Genomic DNA, 21,340 nt, shown 5'->3' with positions numbered 1-21,340 from the left:
AAAAACGCCGCAAGGGGGTTCCGGAATCGGCGAGAATCCCGTTCGGCAAGCGTCTTGAGTCCGGCACGGATAGTATTTGAGTAGGCCGGTGAATTCGCGACGTGAGAGTGGCGCCTGTTTTGGGTGCCAAGGGCTGATCTTAATCTGATCTTGGGCTGATCCAGAGTTTGAACGGATAAACAGATAATGCGCTTGCTGGTGCGGTTCATGGGCTTCCTGTTCGCCGCGGGAACGGTGTTGTTCCTGGTTGGTGTCGGTGCCGTCGCAGGCCTGATCTGGCATTTCTCCAAGGACTTGCCGGACTACTCTCAGCTTCAGGATTACGAGCCGCCGGTGATGACCCGCGTGCACGCGGTCGACGGCTCGCTGCTCGGCGAATACGCCAAGGAGCGGCGGCTTTACCTGCCGATCCAGGCGGTGCCGAAACTCGTGATCAACGCCTTCCTCGCGGCCGAGGACAAGAATTTCTACGAGCACGGCGGCATCGACTACACCGGCATGGCGCGCGCCGGCGTGGTCTACATCCAGAACTACGGCTCCAACCGCCGTCCGCAGGGCGCTTCCACGATCACCCAGCAGGTCGCCAAGAACTTTCTTCTGACCAACGAGGTCTCCTTCGCCCGCAAGATCAAGGAAGCCTTGCTGGCGATGCGCATCGAGAAGACCTACTCGAAGGACAAGATCCTCGAGCTGTATCTGAATGAAATCTATCTGGGCCTCGGCGCCTACGGCATCGCGGCCGCGTCGCTGGTTTATTTCGACAAGTCGGTGAACGAGCTGACGGTGGCGGAAGCGTCCTATCTCGCGGCGCTGCCGAAGATGCCTGCGACGCTGCATCCGGTCCGCAACCGCGACCGCGCCGTCGAGCGCCGCAACTACGTGATCGACCGTCTGCTGGAGAACGGCTGGATCAAGCAGGCCGACGCCGACAAGGCGCGCAAGGAGCCGCTGGCCGTCACCAACCGTTCCAACGGCGCCCACACCTTCGCCGGCGAATATTTCGCCGAGGAGGTGCGCCGCGACATCTTCGAGCGCTACGGCGAGAAGAAGCTTTACGAGGGCGGCCTCTCTGTCCGCACCACACTCGATCCCAAGATCCAGGTCATGGCGCGCAAGACCATGGTCTCCGGCCTCGTGAACTATGACGAGCAGCAGGGCTATCGCGGCGCCATGAGCAAGCTCGATATTTCGGGCGACTGGGGCGTGAAGCTCGCCGAGATCAAGTCGCTCTCCGACATCTCGCCATGGCGCATGGCGGTGGTGCTGGAGACCAGCGACCAGTCCGCGCGCATCGGCTTCCAGCCGAGCCGCGAGCTCGGCGGCGCCGTGAGCAAGCAGCGCGAGACCGGCCTCATCACGCTCGACGGCATCAAATGGGCAAGGGCGGCCTCGGGGCCTGCGAAGGGTAGGGCTGCTACGGGTGTGTCGCAGGTGCTGCAGCCCGGCGATGTGATCTATGCCGATCCGCTCTACAAGGACGGCACCGTCGTCGAGGGCCAGTACCGGCTGCGCCAGATCCCCGAAGTGTCCGGCGCGATGGTGGTGATGGATCCCTGGACCGGCCGCGTGCTGGCGATGGTCGGCGGCTTCTCGTTCGACCAGAGCCAGTTCAACCGCGCCACGCAGGCCTATCGGCAGCCCGGTTCGTCGTTCAAGCCGATCGTCTATTCGGCCGCGCTCGACAACGGCTATACGCCCTCGACTGTCGTGCTCGACGCGCCGATTGAAATCGACCAGGGCCAGGGCGCGGGCGTGTGGCGGCCTGAAAACTTCTCCTCGGGCAAGTTCCAGGGGCCAGTGACGCTGCGCAACGCGCTGCGGCAGTCGCTCAACACGGTGACGGTGCGCCTCGCGCAGGACATCGGCATGCCCCTGATCGGCGAATATGCCCGCCGCTTCGGCGTCTATGACGAGCTGCCGAACTATCTGTCCTACGCGCTCGGCGCCGGCGAGACCACGGCGATGCGCATGGTCACGGCCTATTCGATGCTCGCCAATGGCGGCCGCCGGGTGAAGCCGACCCTGATCGACCGTATCCAGGATCGCTACGGCCACGCCATCTTCAAGCACGACCAGCGCGAATGCCGTGGCTGCGACGCGCCGGGCGGTTGGAAGAACCAGAACGAGCCGCAGCTGATCGACCGCCGCGAGCAGGTGCTGGATTCCATGACCGCCTATCAGATCACCGAGCTGATGGAAGGCGTGGTCCAGGCCGGTACCGCGACCGTGGTCAAGGAGGTCGGCAAGCCGATCGCCGGCAAGACCGGCACCACCAACGAGGCCAAGGACGCCTGGTTCGTCGGCTTCTCGCCCGACGTCGCCGTCGCCATCTATATGGGCTACGACAAGCCGCGCGCGCTCGGCAAAGGCAACGCCGCGACCGGCGGTCATCTGGCAGCTCCCATCGCGCGCGATTTCCTCAAGCTCGCGCTCGCCGACAAGCCCGCGGTTCCGTTCAAGGTGCCGGCCGGCATCAAGCTGGTGCGCGTCGTCTCCAAGACCGGCATGCGCGCCGGCCCGGGCGAGACCGGCGGAACCATCCTCGAAGCCTTCAAGCCGGGCACGGCGCCGCCGGATAACTACTCGGTCATCGGCGTGGCCGATGCCGACGGCCGCATGCCGGCGTCACAGCAGCAGCAACCGGATTCCGGCTTCTTCATGCGGCCGGGCACCGGCGGGCTGTACTAAGGCCTAGGACAAGACAGACGTTCTTCGCGGCGGCGGTTGCGCTTTGCAGCCGCCGCCGCTACATCCCCATCAAGCGCGATGATGAATCTTCGCGCTTTAGATTTTTGTTTTGCGCATGATCTGATCGGGAAACGCTCCACACTTTCCCGGACCATGCGTCATGCACGCGGGACCAATTCCGCGAGACCAGAGAACCACATGCGCGCCGAAATCGAACGGTTGGTAGAAGAGATCAAGCAGTCAGTCGGGCTGCTGAGGAGGCATCTTTGACGTCGAGAAATCGACGGCGCGCCTCGCTGAGCTGAACAAGCTCGCTGAAGATCCCAACCTCTGGAACGATCCCCAGAAAGCCCAGAAACTGATGCAGGAGCGAACCTCGCTTGAGGATTCGCTCTCCGGCATCGGCAAGGTCGAGCAGGAGCTCGAAGACGATATCGGCATGATCGAGCTCGGCGAAGCCGAGGGCGATGAGGGCGTCGTCAAGGAAGCCGAAGCTGCACTGAAGAATCTCAAGAAGGAAGTCGCGCGGCGCGAGCTCGAGGCGCTGCTGTCGGGCGAGGCCGATGGTTTCGATTCCTATCTCGAAGTGCATGCCGGCGCCGGCGGCACCGAGAGCCAGGACTGGGCGCAGATGCTGTTGCGCATGTACTCGCGCTGGGCCGAAACCCGCGGCTTCAAGGTCGAGATGCTGGAAGAGTCCGAGGGCGAAGAGGCCGGCATCAAGTCCGCGACCATTCAGGTCTCCGGCCACAATGCCTATGGCTGGCTGAAGACCGAGGCGGGCGTGCATCGCCTGGTGCGGATCTCGCCATTCGATTCCAACGCGCGGCGGCACACCTCGTTCTCGTCGGTTGCCGTGTTCCCCGTCATTGACGACAGTATCAAGATCGACATCAAGGAATCCGACGTCCGCGTCGACACTATGCGCTCCGGTGGTGCTGGCGGCCAGCACGTCAACAAGACCGAATCCGCGGTACGGCTGACGCATATCCCGACCGGCGTTGCAGTGGTCTGCCAGGCCGGCCGCTCCCAGCACAAGAACAAGGCGCAGGCCTGGGACATGCTGCGCGCACGGCTCTACCAGATCGAGCTGAAGAGGCGGGAAGAGAAAGCCGCCGCCGACCAGGCCGCCAAGACCGATATCGGCTGGGGCCACCAGATCCGCTCCTATGTGCTGCAGCCCTACCAGATGGTGAAGGATCTGCGCACGGGTGTGCAGACCTCCGACACCTCCGGCGTGCTCGGCGGCGATCTCGACGACTTCATGGCCGCGACCTTGGCGCAGCGTGCGTTTGGCACCACCGGCGCTGACATCGAGGACGTCGACTGATGCCCCGTATCGCCTTCATCGGGCTCGGGCGGATGGGCCATGGCATGGCCGGCCGTTATCTCGATGCCGGTTTTACGGTGATGCTGTGGAATCGCAGCAAAACAAAAGCGAAAGATCTGATCGCGCGCGGCGCGCTCTGGGCGACCTCGCCGGAGGATGCTGCGATCGACGCCGACGCCGTCGTGACCATGGTCGCCGACGACGAAGCCTCGCGCGCGGTCTGGCTCGGACCCGAGGGTGCGGCCAAGACGGCCAAGGCCGGCACCATCGCGATCGAATGCTCCACCGTCTCCTATGACCACGCCCGCGAGATGGGCCGCGAGCTCAACACGCGCGGGCTGATCTATATCGACTGTCCCGTGACGGGATTGCCGGATGCAGCAGCGAGCGGAAAGCTGACGCTTTTGGTTGGCGCCGATGCGGCCGATCTCGAACGCGCGCGGCCCTATCTCGAACCGATCGGCTCGACCATCCGCCATTTCGGCGCTGTGGGCTCCGGCACCGTCTACAAGCTCATCAACAATCTGATGGGCGCGATCCAGATCGCCGGTCTCGCCGAGGGCCTCGCGATCGCCGAGCAGGCCGGCCTCGACATGAATCTGGTGCTGGAATCGATTCTGTCAGGCGTGGCAGCGAGCCCGCAAGTGCAGCGCCACTCCAAGCGCATGGTCGCCCGCGATTTTTCCGGCGCGACGTTCACGGCGGCGCTGCGGCACAAGGATGCCGCCTACGCCGTGAAGCTCGCAGAGAGCCTGCTGGCCGACAAGCCGCTGGTCTCGCGCGCCGCGGTCGAATCCTACGCGCAGGCCAAGGCCGCGATGCCTGACGACGATGAAGGCAAGATGATCGAGTTGGTGTCGCGGCCGAAGAAGCCGTCCTAGCGGATCACATCGACATGGGGCAGCCTCGTTCGAGCATCGGTTTTGTAAACCGGTGCTTCATCGGAAATCGGGTGGCGCTGTTCGCCGTGTTGTCCTAGGCGGCTGTCTCGCCTACCGACATGAGACGCCATGCCCCCGAACGACAACCGGATCGACGCGCGAGACTGGTCGCTGCTCGCTGTGCTCTCGGTCCTCTGGGGCGGCTCGTTTTTCTTCAACGGTGCGGCGTTGCGGGAATTGCCGCCGCTGACGCTGGTGTTTTTGCGCGTTGCACTTGGCTCGGTCATTCTGCTGCCGCTGCTCCGGATGCAGGGCATTGGTTTTCCCAAGGGTATGACGGGCTGGAAGCCGTTCGTCGCGATTGGGCTCCTCAACAATGTCATCCCGTTCTCGCTGATTGTGGTCGGCCAGACTTTCATTTCGAGCAGCCTGGCGTCGATCCTGAATGCCACCACGCCCCTCTTTACGGTGATCGTGATGGCGGCGGCAGGCGAAGAGGCCCTGCAGATGCGCCGCGTGGTCGGGGTCGCGCTGGGGCTTCTCGGCGTAGTGATCCTGAGGGGATGGGGCGTCGAGACGCGGACGGGGCAGGGACTCGGCATCCTGCTCTGCCTCGGCGGCGCCTTCAGCTATGGCTTTGCGGCGCTGGCGGCGCGGCGGCTGTTGAAGGACTCGCCGCCGCTTGGCACCGCCACTTTTCAACTTATGGCTTCGACGGTGATGATGGCGCTCGTCGCCGGCGCGGTGGAGCAGCCGTGGCGTCTCCCGATGCCGGGCCTGACGATTTGGCTCGCGGCGCTTGGCCTTGCCGGACTCTCGACAGCGCTGGCCTATATCGTCTTCTTCCAGATCCTGCGGCGCTCGGGCGCAACCAATGTCATGCTGGTGACGCTGCTCATTCCCGTCACCGCTATTTTTCTGGGATGGCTGGTGCTGGGTGAGCCGATCTCCGTGCGCGAGATCGCGGGCGCGATCGTCATCGGCAGCGCGTTGCTGGTGATCGACGGGCGCATTCTGAATCAGTTGCGGCGCGCCGTGTAGGTTCCGCATCCGCCGTTTCACGTCGCGGAAAATCGCGGCGCTTGCCAGCGGCACGCCGCCTTGCGACACTCCTCGCAAAACAAGACTATAAAACACAGGGGAGAGAACGATGCCGGGTCGTCGCAACAACCTTGCTGCCCTCGCCATGCTTGCTGCCGCAGTGTTGGCCACAACACCGGGCATGGCGCAGACCTTGGCGCAGAAGAAATACGATCCCGGAGCTACCGACACCGACATCAAGATCGGCAACATCATGCCCTATAGCGGGCCGGCATCGTCCTATGGCGTGATCGGCAAGACCGAGGCCGCCTTCTTCAAGATGATCAACGACCAGGGCGGCATCAACGGCCGCAAGATCGACTTCATCAGCTATGACGACGCCTATTCTCCGCCGAAGGCGATCGAGCAGGCGCGCAAGCTGGTCGAGAGCGACGAGGTCTTGCTGATCTTCCAGCCGCTCGGTACGCCCTCGAATTCGGCGATCATGAAGTACATGAACGCCAAGAAGGTGCCGCAGCTCTTCGTCGCCTCCGGCGGCACCAAATTCGGCGACCCGAAGAACTTTCCGTGGACGATGGGTTTCCAGCCGAACTATCAGAGCGAGGGGCGGATCTACGCAAAATACATCCGCGACCACTTCCCCAGCAGCAAGATTGCGGTGTTCTGGCAGAACGACGATGCGGGCAAGGACCAGTTCAAGGGCCTGAAGGACGGCTTGGCGACAAGGCCGGCATGATCATCGCCGACAAGTCCTACGAGGTCAGCGATCCCTCGATCGACTCGCAGATTGTCGCCCTGCATGATTCCGGCGCCGACATCTTCTTCTCATGGGCCGCGCCGAAAGGTTCGGCGCAGGCGATCCGGAAGGTCGGCGAACTCGGCTGGAAACCGAAATTCTTCCTGGCCAACACCGCGACCTCGGTCGCCTCGGTGCTCAAGCCCGCCGGGCTCGACTATTCCAAGGACATCATCTCGACCGTCTATCTGAAGGACCCGACCGATCCGACCTGGGACAAGGACTCGGCGGTGGTGAAGTGGCGTGAATTCATGGACAAATATTATCCTGATGGCGACAAGGCTAATTCCAACAACATCTACGGCTACGTCCAGGCTGAGGCGATGGCGCAGGTGCTGAAGCAGTGCGGCGACAATCTCACCCGTGACAACGTCATGAGGCAGGCTACCAGCCTGAAGGATTTTCACACCGACCTGATGCTGCCCGGCATCCTGGTGAACACCTCGGCCGACGATTATTTCCCGATCGAGCAGATGCAACTGATGCGCTTCAACGGGCAAGCCTGGGAGCTGTTCGGCGACGTCATCACCGGTGAGGTCGGCCACGAACGCAGCCAGTAGTCAGGGCTGGCTGACGGGTTTCGCCTTCAGGACCATGCCGCCGGCGACGCCGACGCCGAGCACATACATCCAGCCCTCGTGGAAGTCGAACAGATGCGAGTTCAATAGCGAGCTCGCGATGTTTTGCACGACGACCGCGAGGCCGATCCAGGCAGCAAGGCCTTCGCTCAGGAACAGGCGAAGATGCGCGATCCACATGGCGTAGAGCAGGGCGATGCCCAAGAGGCCCCACTGCATGGCGACATTGAGGGGCTGGTTATGCGGGTTGCTGACGACCTCCGCATCAAGGCTGCTTTCGTTCGTGGCAGCGCGTTCGAACTGCCGCTTGATCGAGCCGGTACCGTGACCGATCAAAGGCGCCTCGGCAATGCCATGGATCGCCTTGCGCCAATAGGTCAGCCGTTGCGCGGTCGAGGCGCGGCTGATGTCCTCGTGGCCGTGGCGGTATTCGACGGCGATGTCGGTAATGCGCTGGCGCAGATAGGACGAGGTCGTCCAGGCCAGCGCGCTTGCGGCGACCGCGCCCGCAAGCAGGAGCAGCGCCGCGCGCCGGCCCAGATGTTTCCAGGCAAACAGGCCGAGCAGCACCGCGATGCAGAGCAGCGCGGTGCGGGCCGAGGCGACGAACACCATGTTGGTGACGAACAGCAGGATCAGCGCAAGGCAGGCGGCCGTCGCCAGCACGCTCCCGCCGCGCCAGAAAGCCAGCGCGGGCAGCGCAAGCGCAAAGGCGCAGAGTGTGAATTCCTGGCTCTGGTCGACGTAATTCTTGACGGGAACGCCGGCCGATGCCGTCGCGGTGATTTTCCAGGCGGGATCGAGCAGCACGATCCAGGAGAACGCTGCAAGCAGTGCGCAGGAGGCGACAAAGGCGAGGCACACCCAGAGGCCGCGCTCCGATCGGCTGAAATGGTAGAGCAGCGGCGGAATGAGCACGAGCTTTGCGACCGGCTTGATCGCATGCAACCGGTCCGCCCACGCGCCGTCCGACCACAGCATGCCCAGAAGCGCGAGCAGCAGGATTGCGAAGGGCAGGGCAAGCGCCTGCCGCGTGAGACTGCGCGCATAGTCGCGCCAGTCGATGGTCGGCGTCACCATCAGCAGCCAGAGCCCGACGAAGATCGAAGGCGCAGTGGTCGACCAGGGCAGCGCCACCGCGATGAGGGCTGCGAGCAGATCGGCCGCCAGCATCAGCGTGGCCGAGTTGCGCCAAGTCAGTTGCGCCAAGTCTGCCATCGGCCGCTCCCGCCTTGCTGATCGGCAGGACCGGACCACATCGCGGATTCGGCGGTCATCCGTATGACGCGAGTTGCTCGGCGGCGAGGCTTTCCGCGAGCACATGATGCCCGAGGAAATCGCGGGCCTGGGTCTCGTAGCCGAAGCGCTCGGCGAGCTCGTGCCGCCGGGCGCGGATCCTGCCGCGGCACTCCTCCTGGCGCGTCAGCACGCGGGTGACGGAGGCCGCGATCGCCTCGGTCGAGAACGGGTCGAAATAGTCGGCGAGGTCGCGCGCGACCTCGCGGAACACGGCGATGTCGGAGCACAACACCGGCGTGTTCGCGGCCAGCGCCTCGATGATTGGCACGCCAAAGCCTTCGGCGAAGCTCGGCATGATCAGCCCGTGCGCCTCCGCGATCAGGGCCGTCTTTTCGTGCTCGTCGACATAGCCGGCGAAGCGGACGTTTTGCGGCAGATTGCGCATCCGGCTGATCTCGCCGGCATGGCCGATCACCACGAGATCGGCCTGGGGCACATTGCGGAAAGCGCGGACGACGGTGGCGACGTTCTTGCGCGGTTCGTTCGAGACGATGACGACGAAGCTCGGCCGCCCCGGACGCCCCGACGGGACTGGGAGGTGCAGGACATCCGGGGCGTCGAACCGGGTGCGGGGATACACGACCCGCGCCGGCAGGTGCGCAAATTGCGGCAGCAGTTCCCTGAACCGCGTCATGCTATAGTTTGAAACGAAGGCGAGCTCGTCGGCCTGACGCAGGCTGGTGAGCAGCCGCGACAGGAACAGCCGCGTCGCGACGTCGCTGAGCTTGAGGTCGGTGAGCGGCAATAAATCGTGGACCACGCAGATCACCTTGGCATCCGGCTTGCGCCTGATCGCCACCCGGGTCGGGGTATCCACGACGATGACGTCGTAGTCGCGCGCGTCAACCTGCGGCGGCGGCAGCAGGAAGAAGGCCGAGGAATCCTGGTAGCTGTAGAAGCCGGGCTCGAGCTGGAAGTCGCGGAACAGCTCCAGATGGCGCAGGTCCGGCGGGACGTATTCCAGCGCCGCGGTCTTGTTCTCGATCAGCCGCGCATTCAGCCCACGCAGCCCGATTGCGCGCAGGAAGCAGAGGACATAGTCCCACGAGACCGACATGGTGGCCTTGTGGTGGAGCCAGTCGAGCGTGCGCCGCAAGCCATTGCGCGCCAGCGGCTCGCCCATGTTGATCTCGTCGAGGAAGCGGTACAAAGCGAGCAATTCGATGTTGCGCGCCTCTGACGGAAACAGTTTTGTGCGCCGCTCGCGCCGGCGCAGCTTGCGGAAGCGCCGATTGGTCTCCACCAGCAGCGTCAGATCGTGGCCTTCGGCCGCGAGCGAGCGCATCAATTCGCGCGTGAAGTGGAAGATGCCGCGCTTGTGGTTGGGCTCGCCCAGCGCTTCGGATACGACGAGGATATTCTGCTTCATGCGCGTTTCCCGCGGAGCTCGAATGAATGTGTGGCCGGCGGATCGACGGTGACAGTCGAGGCGATGCGGCCGTGATCGAGGTTGATGATGCTGGTGCAGGTGCGGCGCAGCAGCGGCTGGTCGTGCGAGGCGATGATCACGATCGCTGCCTGCGACACGAGGTTCAGCAGCCGCACCTCGGCCTTCTCCGCAAAGTGCTCGTCGACGACGCTGAGCCATTCGTCCAGCAGAAGGATGTCCGCCGGAAAAGCGGTGGCGGTCGCAAACAGCACCCGCATCAGCATGCCTGACGAGAACATCCGCAGCGGCAGCCGCTGCATGCGCGTCTCGAGCTCGGTGAAGGCCCAGATATCGTCGATAACGCTGCGGCTCGGCTTGCGGCCGCTGATGCGCAGCAGCAGCGCGATGTTGTCCTCCGCCACGAAGTCCAGGTTGACGCCGGCGTTGAGGCCGAGCAGGGGCACGACGTTACCTTGGATCGCGACGCTGCCGCTGCTCGGCGGATAGACGCCGGCGATGAGGCGCAGAAGCGTCGATTTGCCGGAGCCGTTGGGCCCGGCAAGGCCGATGCGGGCGCCGGCCTCGGCCTCGATCGTGAAGTTGTCGACGGCGCGGATGATCCGCATCTCACCCGGCTCGCGGATCAGATGACCGATCAGCCGCCGCTTCAGCGAATAGTCGTATGCGCCGTAGAGCGGGTAGTCGAGACAGACATTGCGTAAGCTGATCGAGACCATGCGTCAGATCCAGAAGGCGGCTTTGCGCAGGTGGACCAGCGTCAGCACGCTCGCAAAGATCAGCAGCGCCAACGTGATGAGGACGTAGACGATGCTGGCGGGATCGATATGGCCCCCCGCAAGCGGCTCGCGCCACACCGCGAACAGATGCGTCAGTGGATTGAGCCGCATCACCGTCGAGCGGTGGTTGATCATCTCCGACGACCAGATCACCGGCGAGGCGAGAAACGCCAGCATCAGCGTGGATTCGATGATCGGCTTGAGGTCGCGATAGCGCGTCGCCAGCGCGCCGAGGACAAGGCTCAGGGCGAAGGTGCAGGTCACGAACAGCAGAAGGCCGGGCAGCGCCGCCAGCGCGTGAGAGAGGTCGCGGGGCGACAGGATGAGCCACAACAGCAGCGGCACGCAGGCGTTATGCAGCGCGAACAGCCCCTGCCGGAACGTGCATTGCAGGAGAAAGATCACCGGCGGCAGCGCCCGGTCGCGGATCAGGCTCGCGGAGTTCTGGAGCGCCGTCGTGGCATCGAGCACCACGCTGTTGAGGAAGGTCCAGGCCGTCATCGACAGCGCCAGCATGGGCAGGCGTGACAGCACGTCGGCGTTCGTCATCTGCCCGATCACCGAGCCCAGTACCGCGACCACGATCGCCATCTGGAGCGACATCCAGAACGGTCCGAGCAGCGAGCGCACGTAACGGTGGCGCATATCGGACCAGGCCAGCGTCGCCGCGATCCGGACAGTGTCCAGCCAGCCGGCCGCCTGCTGCGGCTCGGCGGCACGTGCCTGTTCCTTGCAGGACGCGGTGACGGCGGCGCGATAGACGGTCTCCATGCCTTCCCTGAAGGAAGTGGTCGAATAGCGACTGAGGGCGCGGGTCCGCGCCGAGAGTCCCATGCGGCGGCGGCGCTCGGGATCGCGGATCAGGGTGTCGATGGCCTCGCCCAGCTTCTCGGCGTCGCCGGGCGGCACGGTGATCGCCTCCATGCCGTGGCGGGCGACGCGCGGCACCGCGGTGTCGAGCGCCGTGTTGACGACCGGGCGGCCGGCGGCCATGGCCTCGAGCTGGACCAGGCCGAAGGTCTCGGCATTGGTGACCGACGGCATCACGAAGACGTCGGAGAGGCACATCAGCTTGATGCGCTCGCAATCGTTGACCGAGCCGAGCAGGCGGACGCGCTCGCCGAGGCCGAGCTCCTGGATCAGTTGCTCGAGCCGCGGCCGCTCAGTGCCTTCGCCGATGATCCAGACCTCGAAATTGTGCGCAGGCGCAGCCCGGATCAGCACGTCGAAACCCTTGTAGGGCACGAGCCGGCCGCAGGCGAGCACCAGCCGGCCGCGATCATTGATGTGGTGCGGCTCGATCTTCGGCCAGTCATAGCCCGTGGTGTCGATGCCGAACGGCACGACGTGGCACTTGTCCTCGAATTCGCGCAGCAACGGCGTGTTGTCGACCAGCACGTGGTCCGAGACGATGATCGCCTTGGCGCGGCGCAGCGTTCGCCGCATCAAGGGCTCGATGAACCAGCGCAGGCCGGCATGGCTGACGATGTCGGCGTGCCAGTGCACCACCAGCGGCCGGGTGCGACCAAATCCGAAGGCGAAGACGAGGTCGGCGAGCGGGAAGGGAGCGTGGAGCGCGAGCAGATCGTGCTGGGCGATCTTGCGCCACAGCCGCCACGGATAGGTGGGCGCGGCGGGAAGCGACAGCAAATTGCCGAACGAGCGGACGCGCTCCACCTGCACGTCGTTGACGACGATGTCGCGCGGTTCGGCTGATTGGGAGCAGACCAGCACGGCGGAGGCAAAGGCGTCCTTGAGGCTGGCGCAGATGTCGCGGATCACCGTGAGCGTGCCGCCGAACAGGTCGGGATAGTAGATCTTGAAGATGTGCAGCACCGACGGGCGGCGCGGGGAGTGGCTGGTGTGATGCATGACGGCGCTCACCCTGCGAGAAGTGCTGCGACGAACGGCGCAGCCAGCACCGAGATGAAGATCACGCCGCGCAGAAGCGCCGGCAGTATCGGCTCGATCGTGATGCCGTGACCGTGCGCGAGAATCGGCGCAGCACGCAGTGAACTGGAATTGCGGACCAAGCAGTCAGCCATGGGTGTGAGTCCCTTTCCGTCGCGCCCTCAGTGGGGTTCCGTATATGTGGGAAAATTTACCACGTCAATTGTCAAACGGCAAAAGTGGGATTGTGTCCCACGCGAGGCGCCGTTACAGTTCAGACATGAATGCCAAGTCCGGGTCCAAAGCAGCGTCGCCCCAGCCGAACGCCGCCGCGAAGCTGCACGCGCCGCTGGCGCGGCTGCTGCGCCCGCTCGTGCGGCTCTGCATCCGCAGCGGCATGACCTTTCCGGCATTGGCGCAATTGCTTCGCGAGCTCTTCGTCAACGTCGCAGAGCACGATTTCGCGCTGGAGGGGAAAGAGCAGACCGACAGTCGCGTCAGCCTGCTTACCGGCATCCACCGCAAGGAGGTGGCGCGGCTGCGGGGCGCCGGCGCGCCGGTGCACGAGACGCCGGCCGCGGTGTCGCTGACCAGCGCGGTGATCGCGCGCTGGGTTGCCGCGCCGGAGTTCACCGATGCGAAGGGCGAGCCGCTGGCGCTGCCGCGCACGGCGGAGGGCGATGCGCCGTCGTTCGAGCAGCTCGTCGCCTCCGTCACCAAGGACGTGCGCCCGCGCGCGGTGCTCGACGAATGGATCGACCGCAAGCTCGTCACCATCAACGAATCTGACGAGATCGAGCTGGTCGAGGCGGCCTTTGTCCCGAGCGGCGAGGACGACAGCAAATGGCACTATCTCGGCCGCAATCTGCACGACCATATCGCAGCGGCCGCGCAAAACGTCTCAGGCACAGCGCCGCGCTTCCTCGAACGCGCGGTGCACTACAACAACATCTCGCCGAAGCTGGCGCGGCGCCTCGAGGCGCGATCGCGCGAGCTCGCGATGGACGCGCTGAAGACCGCCAACCGCGAGGCCAACCGCGCGCTCGCCAAGGACAAGGGCGGCGACGCCCGCTGGAATTTCGGCATCTACATCTATTCCGAGGATGTCGATGAGGAGGGCGACGGCAAGGAAACCGGCAAGGAAACCGGTAAGGATGGCGGCGAGCAGGGTGGTTCTTCATGAGCCGGCCGCCGCTCGTCTCCCGCCGTCTGCTGCTGGTGGGATTTTGGCTTGCCGGGACGGCGATGGCACGCGCGCAGGTCAAGCGTGGCACCGATCAGGGCATTGGCGGTACCGGCATCACTCGTGGTGATGACCACGGCATCGGTGGCACCGGCATCGTCGGCGTGATCCAGCGTTTTGGCAGCATCTACGTCAACGGCGAGCGTATCGCCTATGCCAGCGACGTCCCGGTCCGGATCGACGGCGAGGCGGCCAGCACCAAGGGCCTGCGCATCGGCCAGCTCGCGCGCGTGGTCGCCATCCGTCAGGCCGACGGTACACTCGTCACGCGCAACATCACGATTGCGAGCGAGGTCTCCGGTCCGATCGAAGCCGTAAAGGGCAACGAATTGACGGTGCTCGGCCAGAAGATCGTCGCGACCGACAAGGAGAGCAAGCTTCGTGCGGGCACGCAGGTGGCCGTCTACGGCCTGCGCAGGACCGACGGCGTGATCGTTGCAAGCCTGGTCGAGCCGCGGCGCGAGGCGCGCGAGCGGGTCACCGGTCTGGTCGAGCGCGGGCGCGACGGTCTGCGAATTGGCGGGCTGAAGCTGAACGGCGTCGATCCGCTGCTGATCGGCCAGCGCGTCCAGATCGAGGGCAGCGCGAGCCAGGGCGTGATGCGGGCCGCGCGCACGCGGATCGACGATTTCTCGGATCTCGTCGGCGCAAGCCGCCTTTCGATCGAGGCCTATGTGCAGCGAGCAGGTGCGAACCTCCGGCTTGGCTCCGGCTTCGTGGCCCGTGACGGCTCGCGCTTTGGACCGGCAGCCGGCGAAGCCCGCATGGTGGTCAACGGCGTGTTCGATCGCTCGCGCGGCTTCCAGGTGGATTCGGCTCAGGCGATGGGCCAAGGGGCGGGAGCACCTCCGCCCGGCGGCGGCAATCCCAACCGTTCGCCCGGCGGTTCGATCCTGCACCCGAACCGCGGTAGCACTACTCCGAGCGGCAGCCAGCCGGGCCCGGCCGGCGCGCCTGGATCAAGCCCCGGTGCAAATCCCGGCTCCGCGCCGACAGGACCAAGCGGCCCGTCAGGTCCCGGCGGTCTTGGCTCGCCCGGCGGCCCTGGCTCGCCCGGCGGGCCGATGGGGCCCGGTGGTGGAATGGGGGGTGGTGGCCTCGGAGGTCCCGGAGGCGGGATGGGCGGCGGCCGGCGCTAAGTGCTGCATGTGCCGAAAGAGCGAAGCGCAGGCTTAGCCCGCGCTGAGCCGCACGCCGGCGCGCAGAAACTTTTGCGGATCGACCGCCTCGCCGTCGATACGGGTTTCGTAGTGCAGATGCGGACCGGTGGAACGGCCGGTCGATCCGACGAGACCGACGACCTGGCCGATCTTCACGATCTCGCCGACCCTGACGTTGATCTCGGAGAGATGGCCGTAGCGGGTCGCAAGGCCATTGCCGTGGTCGACCTCGATCATGCGGCCGTAGCCGCCGGACCAGCCGGCCGAGACCACCTTGCCGTTGGCGGTGACGCGAACGGGATCGCCGGTCGCGGCGCGGAAGTCGAGCCCGGTATGCATCGCGGGTCGGCCGAGGAACGGATCGCTGCGCACGCCGAAGCCGGAGGTGAACTCGACCTCGCCGATGACGGGCTTGCGATAGGGCACGAGTGCGAGCGTGCGGTTGAGCCGATCCATGTCGGCGCGGGTGAGGTTGATGCGATAGAGCTGCTTCTCGAACGGCCCTGAACTGGCAGTGAGTTTAACGGGTACAAAAGGCCCGCCCATCGCAGTGCGCGGCACGGCGGCTTCGAGATTTGCGAGGTTCAGGCCAAGATCGCTGACGACGCCGCGCATCCGGCGCATGCGTGAATCCATGCCTTCCTCGACGGCGCTGAGCGCCGCCATCTGGCGACGCTCGACCTGATCAAGCGAGGTCGTGAGCCGAACGACGACGTTGTCGAACCCCTGGTTCTTGGCGAATTGATTGACCGGCGGAGCTGCGAGGGTCGGCGCGCGCGACTCGAGCCGCGCTTCGCGATCCGGCGGCGCCACGAAGATCACGGTGTCGCTGATCGGCGAGGGCTTTGGCGTGCCCTGCGTCGTCTGGCTCGCGTCGCCACGCTGCGGGGTGGAACGGGGAAGCGATCCGGTCACGTCTGGCATGGCCCCGAGCGCCGTTGCCCGGGACTCCAGCGCCGTCTGGCGCTTCATGATCTGGTCGAGCTTCTGGTCGAACTGCTCCTGATCGAGCAGCTGCCGGCTGGTGGTGCGGTCGACCTTGGCGCGCAGCTCGGTGATGCGGTCCTCATAGGCGTATTGCATCTCGGCCTGCCGGGCGATCAGCCGGGTGAGGACGTCGTCGCGGAAGGCGAAATAGGTCGCGGTTGCGGCCGACCAGAGCCCGAGCAACACGACGGTGCCGACCACGATCCAGAACACCACAGGCCCCAGGCGAACCTGCTTGCCGTGATGCACGATGGTGTAGGCGTCGTCGGTGTCCGGAAGGGGAATCGCGGTTGCCGCCGCGGCAGCACGGCGATGAAAGGCCCGTCCGTGGTCGTGAGGGTGATGTTGGGGGAACTGCGAGTATTGGGCAGAACTTTTCGACATCGGCACTCCCGCGCCGGTCGGATGAGTCCGTACGGCCTAATTGCCGCAGCAATCTGGGCCGGTCATGGTTAATTTTCCGGAAACGGAACCGCTCGAAATTAAAGGATTGGTTAAAGGTTTCTTGCCGCTTCCAGCACCTCGTCGGCGTGGCCGTCGACCCGGACATTGCGCCAGACCTTGGCGACCTCGCCGTCGGCGCCAAGCAGTATCGTGGTGCGAAGAACTCCCAGGAAGTTCTTGCCGTACATGGATTTTTCGCCCCAGGCCCCGTAGGCCTCCAGCATCTCGTGTGTCTCGTCCGAGATCAGGGGGACGCCGAGACTGTGCTTGTCGCGGAACTTCTCCTGAGCCTTTAACGGATCGGCGGAGATACCGAGCACGGCCGTGCCAGCCGTGGCGAAGGCCCCGGTCAGCCGGGTAAAGTCGATGGCCTCCCTGGTGCAGCCCGGCGTGTCGGCGCGGGGATAGAAGAACAGGACGAGCTTCTGGCCGGCATAGTCCGACAGCGCGACGACACCGCCACCGTCGCGAGGCAGGCGGAAGGCGGGAGCCTTCTGGCCCTCGGCCAAGGTCGCCTTCACCCCCGTTCCGGGCGCGGAGGCCGATTTGGAAGAATTTAACCGTTTCGATGCGGCCTTATGCGATGCTGTCTTTGCTATGGTTCCGGTTGATTTGCTCGCCGGTGTCCGCTGTGTTTTCGCGGACTTTGTTTGAGTCGCAGCCCGCGTTTTCAAGGGCGTCTTTTTAGCCGTCGGACTGCCGGAGGGCGTTTTGGACGATTTCTTTCGGGATTTCTGGGACATACGCCTTCCTTTCGTCGCTTTCGGCGGGTCAACCAAAGCGGTATTGCAGCCCTCGTCCGGTGTGCCGGAATCGTGCCCTTGGCTGGGCGAGTCTGACGACGCCGGAGTAGGGTTACAAGGAATTCCACGCACCACCCCACTGCTCGTTGAACGCGCTCCCGGGGCGAAATGACGAACAGCAGGAATATTCGAGGTATGGCGGCAATGCCGGCGCAGGGAGCTTCGCTTCCTGTCGACGGCTGCGGTCCCGGCGGCGCTCAATCCCACGACGGGCGCCTGTATCGAGAGGCAATGGCAAGGAATACGTCGCCCCAGGACGGCAATCGGGATTTGGATCGGCGCGGCGGCCAACCAGAGCCGCAGCAATGGGACGACACCGATTGGGATCCGGATCAGGAAGCGGCGGCGGGCCATCGGGCGCGCCGGCTGTTGTCGCGTTCCAATTCAGGCTTCCATCGCTTCGGTGACGGGTTTGGGCCGGTGCGCCGCTGGCTGGGCGGCGGTCGCTGGCTGAAGCGCGTGGCCGCGGTCGTCGGTGCCCTGGCCGTCATCTTCGTCGGCTGTTTCGGCGCGCTGTGGTGGCGGCTCGGCGCCGGTCCCATCAATCTCGACCTCGCGACGCCGTGGCTGGCCGCGGCGATCGAGGACAATATCGGCCACGGCAACACGGTTGAAGTCGGCGGCACCCAGATCGAGCGGGCCGGGCGGATCCGCATCGCCGTGCGCATCCGTGACATCGTCGTGCGCGACCACGATCACGTCATTGTCGCCACCGCGCCGAAGGCTGAGGTGAAACTGTCGGGTGCGGGGCTGCTGATGGGGCATCTGCGCGCGGAAAGCCTCAACCTCGTCGATGCCGAGCTCGCGATCCGGATCGCACCTGACGGCACCGTCACGGTGTCGGCCGGCGACACCGCAAAGCCGCTCGCGACCGGCGTCGCCTCCAAGAAGGATGCGGGTCTGCCGCCGACATTCCCGCGCAACGGTGGTCCACCGCCGCCATTCGCAACAGTGCCTGCGAGCCCGGACGCAGCCCAAGCCGCCGCCCCCCAGGCCACGGCCCCGAGTGGCATTCTTCAGGGCCTCGACTGGCTCGACAGTCTGAGCATGACCGGCCTCGACGGCCAGAACCTCAACGAGATCGGTCTGAAGAACGGCAATCTGATCGTCGACGATCAGCAGCGCGGCAGCAAATGGACGTTTGAGAACATCACGCTCAGCCTGCGCCGGCCGAGTCGTGGCGGCGTCGCGCTCAGCCTCGGCGAGGAAGGGGCGCGTCCGTGGTCGCTGCGTGCCACGATCGGCCCCGCCGAGAACGGCGTGCGCTCGATCGACATCCGCGCCGACAAGGTCTCGACCGCCAACATCCTGCTGGCGCTGCGGGTGAAAGACCTCACCTACACCGCCGACCTGCCGTTGACAGGCGAGCTCAAGGGCGAACTCGGCCGCGACGGCGTGCCGACCTTCTTCCGCGGCAAGATTGTGGTTGGCGCGGGCAACATCATCGACACCGATACGCCCGACTATCCGATGGCGATCGACTCGGCCGAGATCAACGTCGAGTGGGACGCCAATCGGCGGGTGCTGGTCGCGCCGTTCAAGATCCTCTCGGGCGCGAACCGCCTGACGCTTCTGGCTCATGTCGAGCCGCCCAACGGCACCGTCAATGACTGGCAGCTCGGTTTCAGCGGCGGCTCGATCCTGCTCGGCGGCATCGACAACGAGCCGCCGCTGGTCTTCAACCGTATTGCGATCGGCTTCCGCTTCGACACCGACCACAAGAGGCTGCTGTTGACGCAGGCCGATATCTCCAACGGAGAGATCGGTGTCGCCGGCACCGGGGCCATCGACTATTCGGGCGAGCCGCGGCTGACATTGGGTTTTGCGGGAACGCCGATGTCGGCCTCCGCGCTCAAGCGGATGTGGCCGACGCTTGTCGTTCCCGAGCTGCGCGAATGGGTGATCGAGCGGATCGAGCGCGGCACGCTCCAGCGCATCGAGATCGGCATCAATTCGCCGACCAAAAATCTTCCGCGCAAGGGCCCACCCATTCCCGACGACGGCCTGTCGGTCAATATCGTGGCAAGCGGTGTCGCGGTTCGACCCGTCGATGGCATGCCGGTGGTGCACGATGCCGATTTGAAGGCGCGCGTGACCGGGCGCACCGCGACCGTGAATATCGGGCAGGGCATTGCCGATACGCCAGCGGGCCGCAAGGTCACGATTTCCGACTTCGTGTTCGAGGTGCCCGATATGGCGCCCAAGCCGTCGCCGTCGCGGACCAGGTTCCGGGCCGATGGACCGGTGCCTGCGGCCGCCGAGATGCTTTCCAATGATCGCCTGAGCGATCTGTCGTCGACCGTCATCGATCCCAACACCAGCAAAGGGACGTTCTCGGCGAACATCCAGCTGGGCCTGCCGGTCAAGGGCGAGCTGACCAAGGCCGACACCACCTACACCGTCACCGCCGATCTCAACGGTTTTGCAGCCGACAAGCTGGTGATGAACCAGAAGCTGGAGGCCAACAACCTCAAGATCGTCGCGAGCAACCAAGGCTATCAGGTCAAGGGCGACGTCAAGATCAACGGGCAGGCGGCCTCGCTCGACTACCGCAAGCCGGCCGAGGGCGATGCGGACGTCAAATTGCAGACCACGCTGGACGATGCGAGCCGCGCGCGCCTCGGATTCGATCTGAGCCCCGCGGTCAGCGGATCGCTGCCGATCAAGCTGTCGGGCAAGATCGCCGGGGGGCCCGACCAGACGACGAAGCTCGGCATCGAGGCCGACCTGACCTCGGTCAAGCTCGACAACATCCTGCCTGGCTGGGTCAAGCTGCCGGGCAAAGCGGGCAAGGCCACCTTCAAGGTGGTGCCGACGGCGCAATCGACGCGTCTGGAGGACATCGTCATCGAAGGCGGCGGCGCCTCGATCAAGGGGACGCTCGAGGTCGATGCCAACGGCGACCTCATGAACGCGAACTTCCCGACCTACGCGCCGTCCGACGGCGACAAGGCATCGCTGAAGGTGGAGCGCAGCCAGGACGGCGTGGTCAAGGGCACGATGCGCGGCGACGTATTCGACGGCCGCGGCTTCCTGAAGTCGGCGATCTCCGGCAATTCCAAGGACGATGCCAAGAGCAAGATGAAGAACGTCGATTTCGACATCGACGTGAAGCTCGGCGCCGTCATGGGTTTCAACGGCGAGGCGATGCGCAGTGTCGAGGCCAAGATGTCGCGCCGCGGCGGTGCAGTCAAAGCCTTCACGCTGAGCGGCAGGATCGGAAAAGACACGCCTGTGGCCGCCGACCTGCGCGGCGGCCGCGCCCAGGGCAACCGCGAGGTGATCTATCTCCAGACCAGCGATGCCGGCAACTTCCTTCGCTTCACAGACACCACCAACAAGGTCTTCGGCGGCCAGATGGTGGTGGCAATGGAGCCGCCGACGTCAGAGCCGACGACAAGGGAAGGCCTGATCAATGTGCGCGACTTCGCGGTCAAGGGAATGGATCAACTCGATCGCGTCGCGGCGGGCGCTCCTAACGGTGCACAGAGCGGCGTGGCCTTCACGGCGTTGCGCGCGGAGTTCACGCGGCAGAACGGCGCGCTCACGATCCGCGACGGCGTGGTCAAGGGTCCGATGATCGGGGCCACCATCGAGGGCTCGATCGACTTTCCCGGCAATCAGGTGTGCATGAGCGGCACCTTCGTGCCGATGTATGGGTTGAACAACATGTTCGGACAGATTCCGGTCCTCGGGTTGTTCCTTGGTGGTGGCGATAAAGAAGGACTGATCGGCGTGACCTATGAGGTCGTCGGCACGCCGGCCGCGCCGGTGATGCGCGTCAATCCGATCTCGGCGATATTTCCCGGCGTGACACGGAAGATCATGGAGTTCAACACCGGCAAGCAGAACTCGCCGTTCGAAGAATTCCCCTCGCAGTCAAACGACGGCTCGACCGCATCGACACGCCAGCTCTCGAACGGCTGCAGCCTCGCGCGGCGGTAGCGACGCGGCGGCTGTCTCCGGCGTCATGGCCGGGCTTGTCCCGGCCATCCACGCCTCACGACACAGCGCCAAGAACGTGGATGCCCGGG

Annotated in this window: 14 protein-coding genes and 1 pseudogene; 8 read left to right on the top strand and 7 right to left on the bottom strand. The window is 65.1% G+C overall.

Translation table 11 applies throughout. The annotated features are described in order from the left end of the window. Nucleotides 1-186: 186 nt before the first annotated feature. The 5 genes and pseudogenes from QCM77_RS25405 to QCM77_RS25385 all read left to right on the top strand — a co-directional run bounded on the left by QCM77_RS25405 (nucleotide 187) and on the right by QCM77_RS25385 (nucleotide 7,296). Nucleotides 187-2,688 (top strand): penicillin-binding protein 1A, encoded by a 2,502-nt coding sequence (locus tag QCM77_RS25405; protein ID WP_279667864.1) that lies wholly within the window; start codon nucleotides 187-189, stop codon nucleotides 2,686-2,688. Between the two features lie 198 nt (nucleotides 2,689-2,886). Beyond that, nucleotides 2,887-4,018 (top strand): peptide chain release factor 2 gene (gene prfB, locus QCM77_RS25400; protein ID WP_279667865.1). Its coding sequence is split into 2 segments (ribosomal slippage): nucleotides 2,887-2,955 and nucleotides 2,957-4,018, totalling 1,131 coding nucleotides; the frame shifts between segments, so codons are not numbered across the junction. Beyond that, a complete protein-coding gene (locus tag QCM77_RS25395; protein ID WP_279667866.1) occupies nucleotides 4,018-4,899 on the top strand; it encodes an NAD(P)-dependent oxidoreductase in 882 nt (293 codons plus the stop codon). The genes prfB and QCM77_RS25395 overlap by 1 nt, the downstream gene beginning before the upstream one ends. Nucleotides 4,900-5,028: 129 nt before the next feature. Then, nucleotides 5,029-5,940, top strand: coding sequence for a DMT family transporter (locus tag QCM77_RS25390; protein ID WP_279685345.1), 912 nt, complete (start codon nucleotides 5,029-5,031; stop codon nucleotides 5,938-5,940). A 109-nt stretch (nucleotides 5,941-6,049) separates the two neighbouring features. Further along, nucleotides 6,050-7,296: pseudogene (locus QCM77_RS25385) on the top strand (ABC transporter substrate-binding protein). Here the strand turns inward: QCM77_RS25385 and QCM77_RS25380 are convergent. The 5 genes from QCM77_RS25380 to QCM77_RS25360 are packed head-to-tail and all read right to left on the bottom strand — an operon-like array spanning nucleotide 7,297 to nucleotide 12,824. Beyond that, nucleotides 7,297-8,532 (bottom strand): O-antigen ligase family protein, encoded by a 1,236-nt coding sequence (locus QCM77_RS25380; RefSeq protein WP_279667869.1) that lies wholly within the window; start codon nucleotides 8,530-8,532, stop codon nucleotides 7,297-7,299. Nucleotides 8,533-8,587: 55 nt separating this feature from the next. Beyond that, on the bottom strand, nucleotides 8,588-9,982 hold the full coding sequence (locus QCM77_RS25375; RefSeq protein ID WP_279667870.1) for a glycosyltransferase family 4 protein: 1,395 nt from the start codon (nucleotides 9,980-9,982) through the stop codon (nucleotides 8,588-8,590). After that, nucleotides 9,979-10,719, bottom strand: coding sequence for an ABC transporter ATP-binding protein (locus QCM77_RS25370; RefSeq protein WP_279667871.1), 741 nt, complete (start codon nucleotides 10,717-10,719; stop codon nucleotides 9,979-9,981). Before QCM77_RS25370 ends, QCM77_RS25375 begins: the two co-directional genes overlap by 4 nt. A 3-nt stretch (nucleotides 10,720-10,722) precedes the next feature. Next, nucleotides 10,723-12,651, bottom strand: a complete 1,929-nt coding sequence (locus QCM77_RS25365) for a glycosyltransferase (RefSeq protein ID WP_279667872.1) — start codon at nucleotides 12,649-12,651, stop codon at nucleotides 10,723-10,725. A gap of 8 nt (nucleotides 12,652-12,659) precedes the next feature. Continuing rightward, the gene (locus QCM77_RS25360; RefSeq protein WP_279667873.1) at nucleotides 12,660-12,824 is read right to left on the bottom strand and encodes a hypothetical protein; all 165 of its coding nucleotides are present in this window, start codon (nucleotides 12,822-12,824) and stop codon (nucleotides 12,660-12,662) included. 125 nt (nucleotides 12,825-12,949) lie between these two features. On the opposite strand from QCM77_RS25360, the gene QCM77_RS25355 reads away from it, so the two are divergent. After that, nucleotides 12,950-13,852, top strand: a complete 903-nt coding sequence (locus QCM77_RS25355; RefSeq protein WP_279667874.1) for a DUF6502 family protein — start codon at nucleotides 12,950-12,952, stop codon at nucleotides 13,850-13,852. After that, the gene (locus QCM77_RS25350) at nucleotides 13,849-15,051 is read left to right on the top strand and encodes a DUF5666 domain-containing protein (RefSeq protein WP_279685344.1); all 1,203 of its coding nucleotides are present in this window, start codon (nucleotides 13,849-13,851) and stop codon (nucleotides 15,049-15,051) included. The genes QCM77_RS25355 and QCM77_RS25350 overlap by 4 nt, the downstream gene beginning before the upstream one ends. Before the next feature lie 33 nt (nucleotides 15,052-15,084). Here QCM77_RS25350 and QCM77_RS25345 read toward each other — a convergent pair whose 3' ends face one another. Further along, on the bottom strand, nucleotides 15,085-16,443 hold the full coding sequence (locus tag QCM77_RS25345; protein WP_279667876.1) for a M23 family metallopeptidase: 1,359 nt from the start codon (nucleotides 16,441-16,443) through the stop codon (nucleotides 15,085-15,087). Nucleotides 16,444-16,553: 110 nt separating this feature from the next. Continuing rightward, nucleotides 16,554-17,246, bottom strand: coding sequence for a peroxiredoxin (locus QCM77_RS25340; RefSeq protein ID WP_279667877.1), 693 nt, complete (start codon nucleotides 17,244-17,246; stop codon nucleotides 16,554-16,556). A gap of 204 nt (nucleotides 17,247-17,450) precedes the next feature. Between QCM77_RS25340 and QCM77_RS25335 the strand changes: the two genes are divergently transcribed. Next, nucleotides 17,451-21,251, top strand: a complete 3,801-nt coding sequence (locus tag QCM77_RS25335; protein ID WP_279667879.1) for a YhdP family protein — start codon at nucleotides 17,451-17,453, stop codon at nucleotides 21,249-21,251. Nucleotides 21,252-21,340 lie beyond the last annotated feature (89 nt).

Source organism: Bradyrhizobium nivariense, assembly GCF_029846695.2.
GTDB lineage: Bacteria > Pseudomonadota > Alphaproteobacteria > Rhizobiales > Xanthobacteraceae > Bradyrhizobium.
This window is presented reverse-complemented; position numbering and strand designations above follow the sequence as displayed.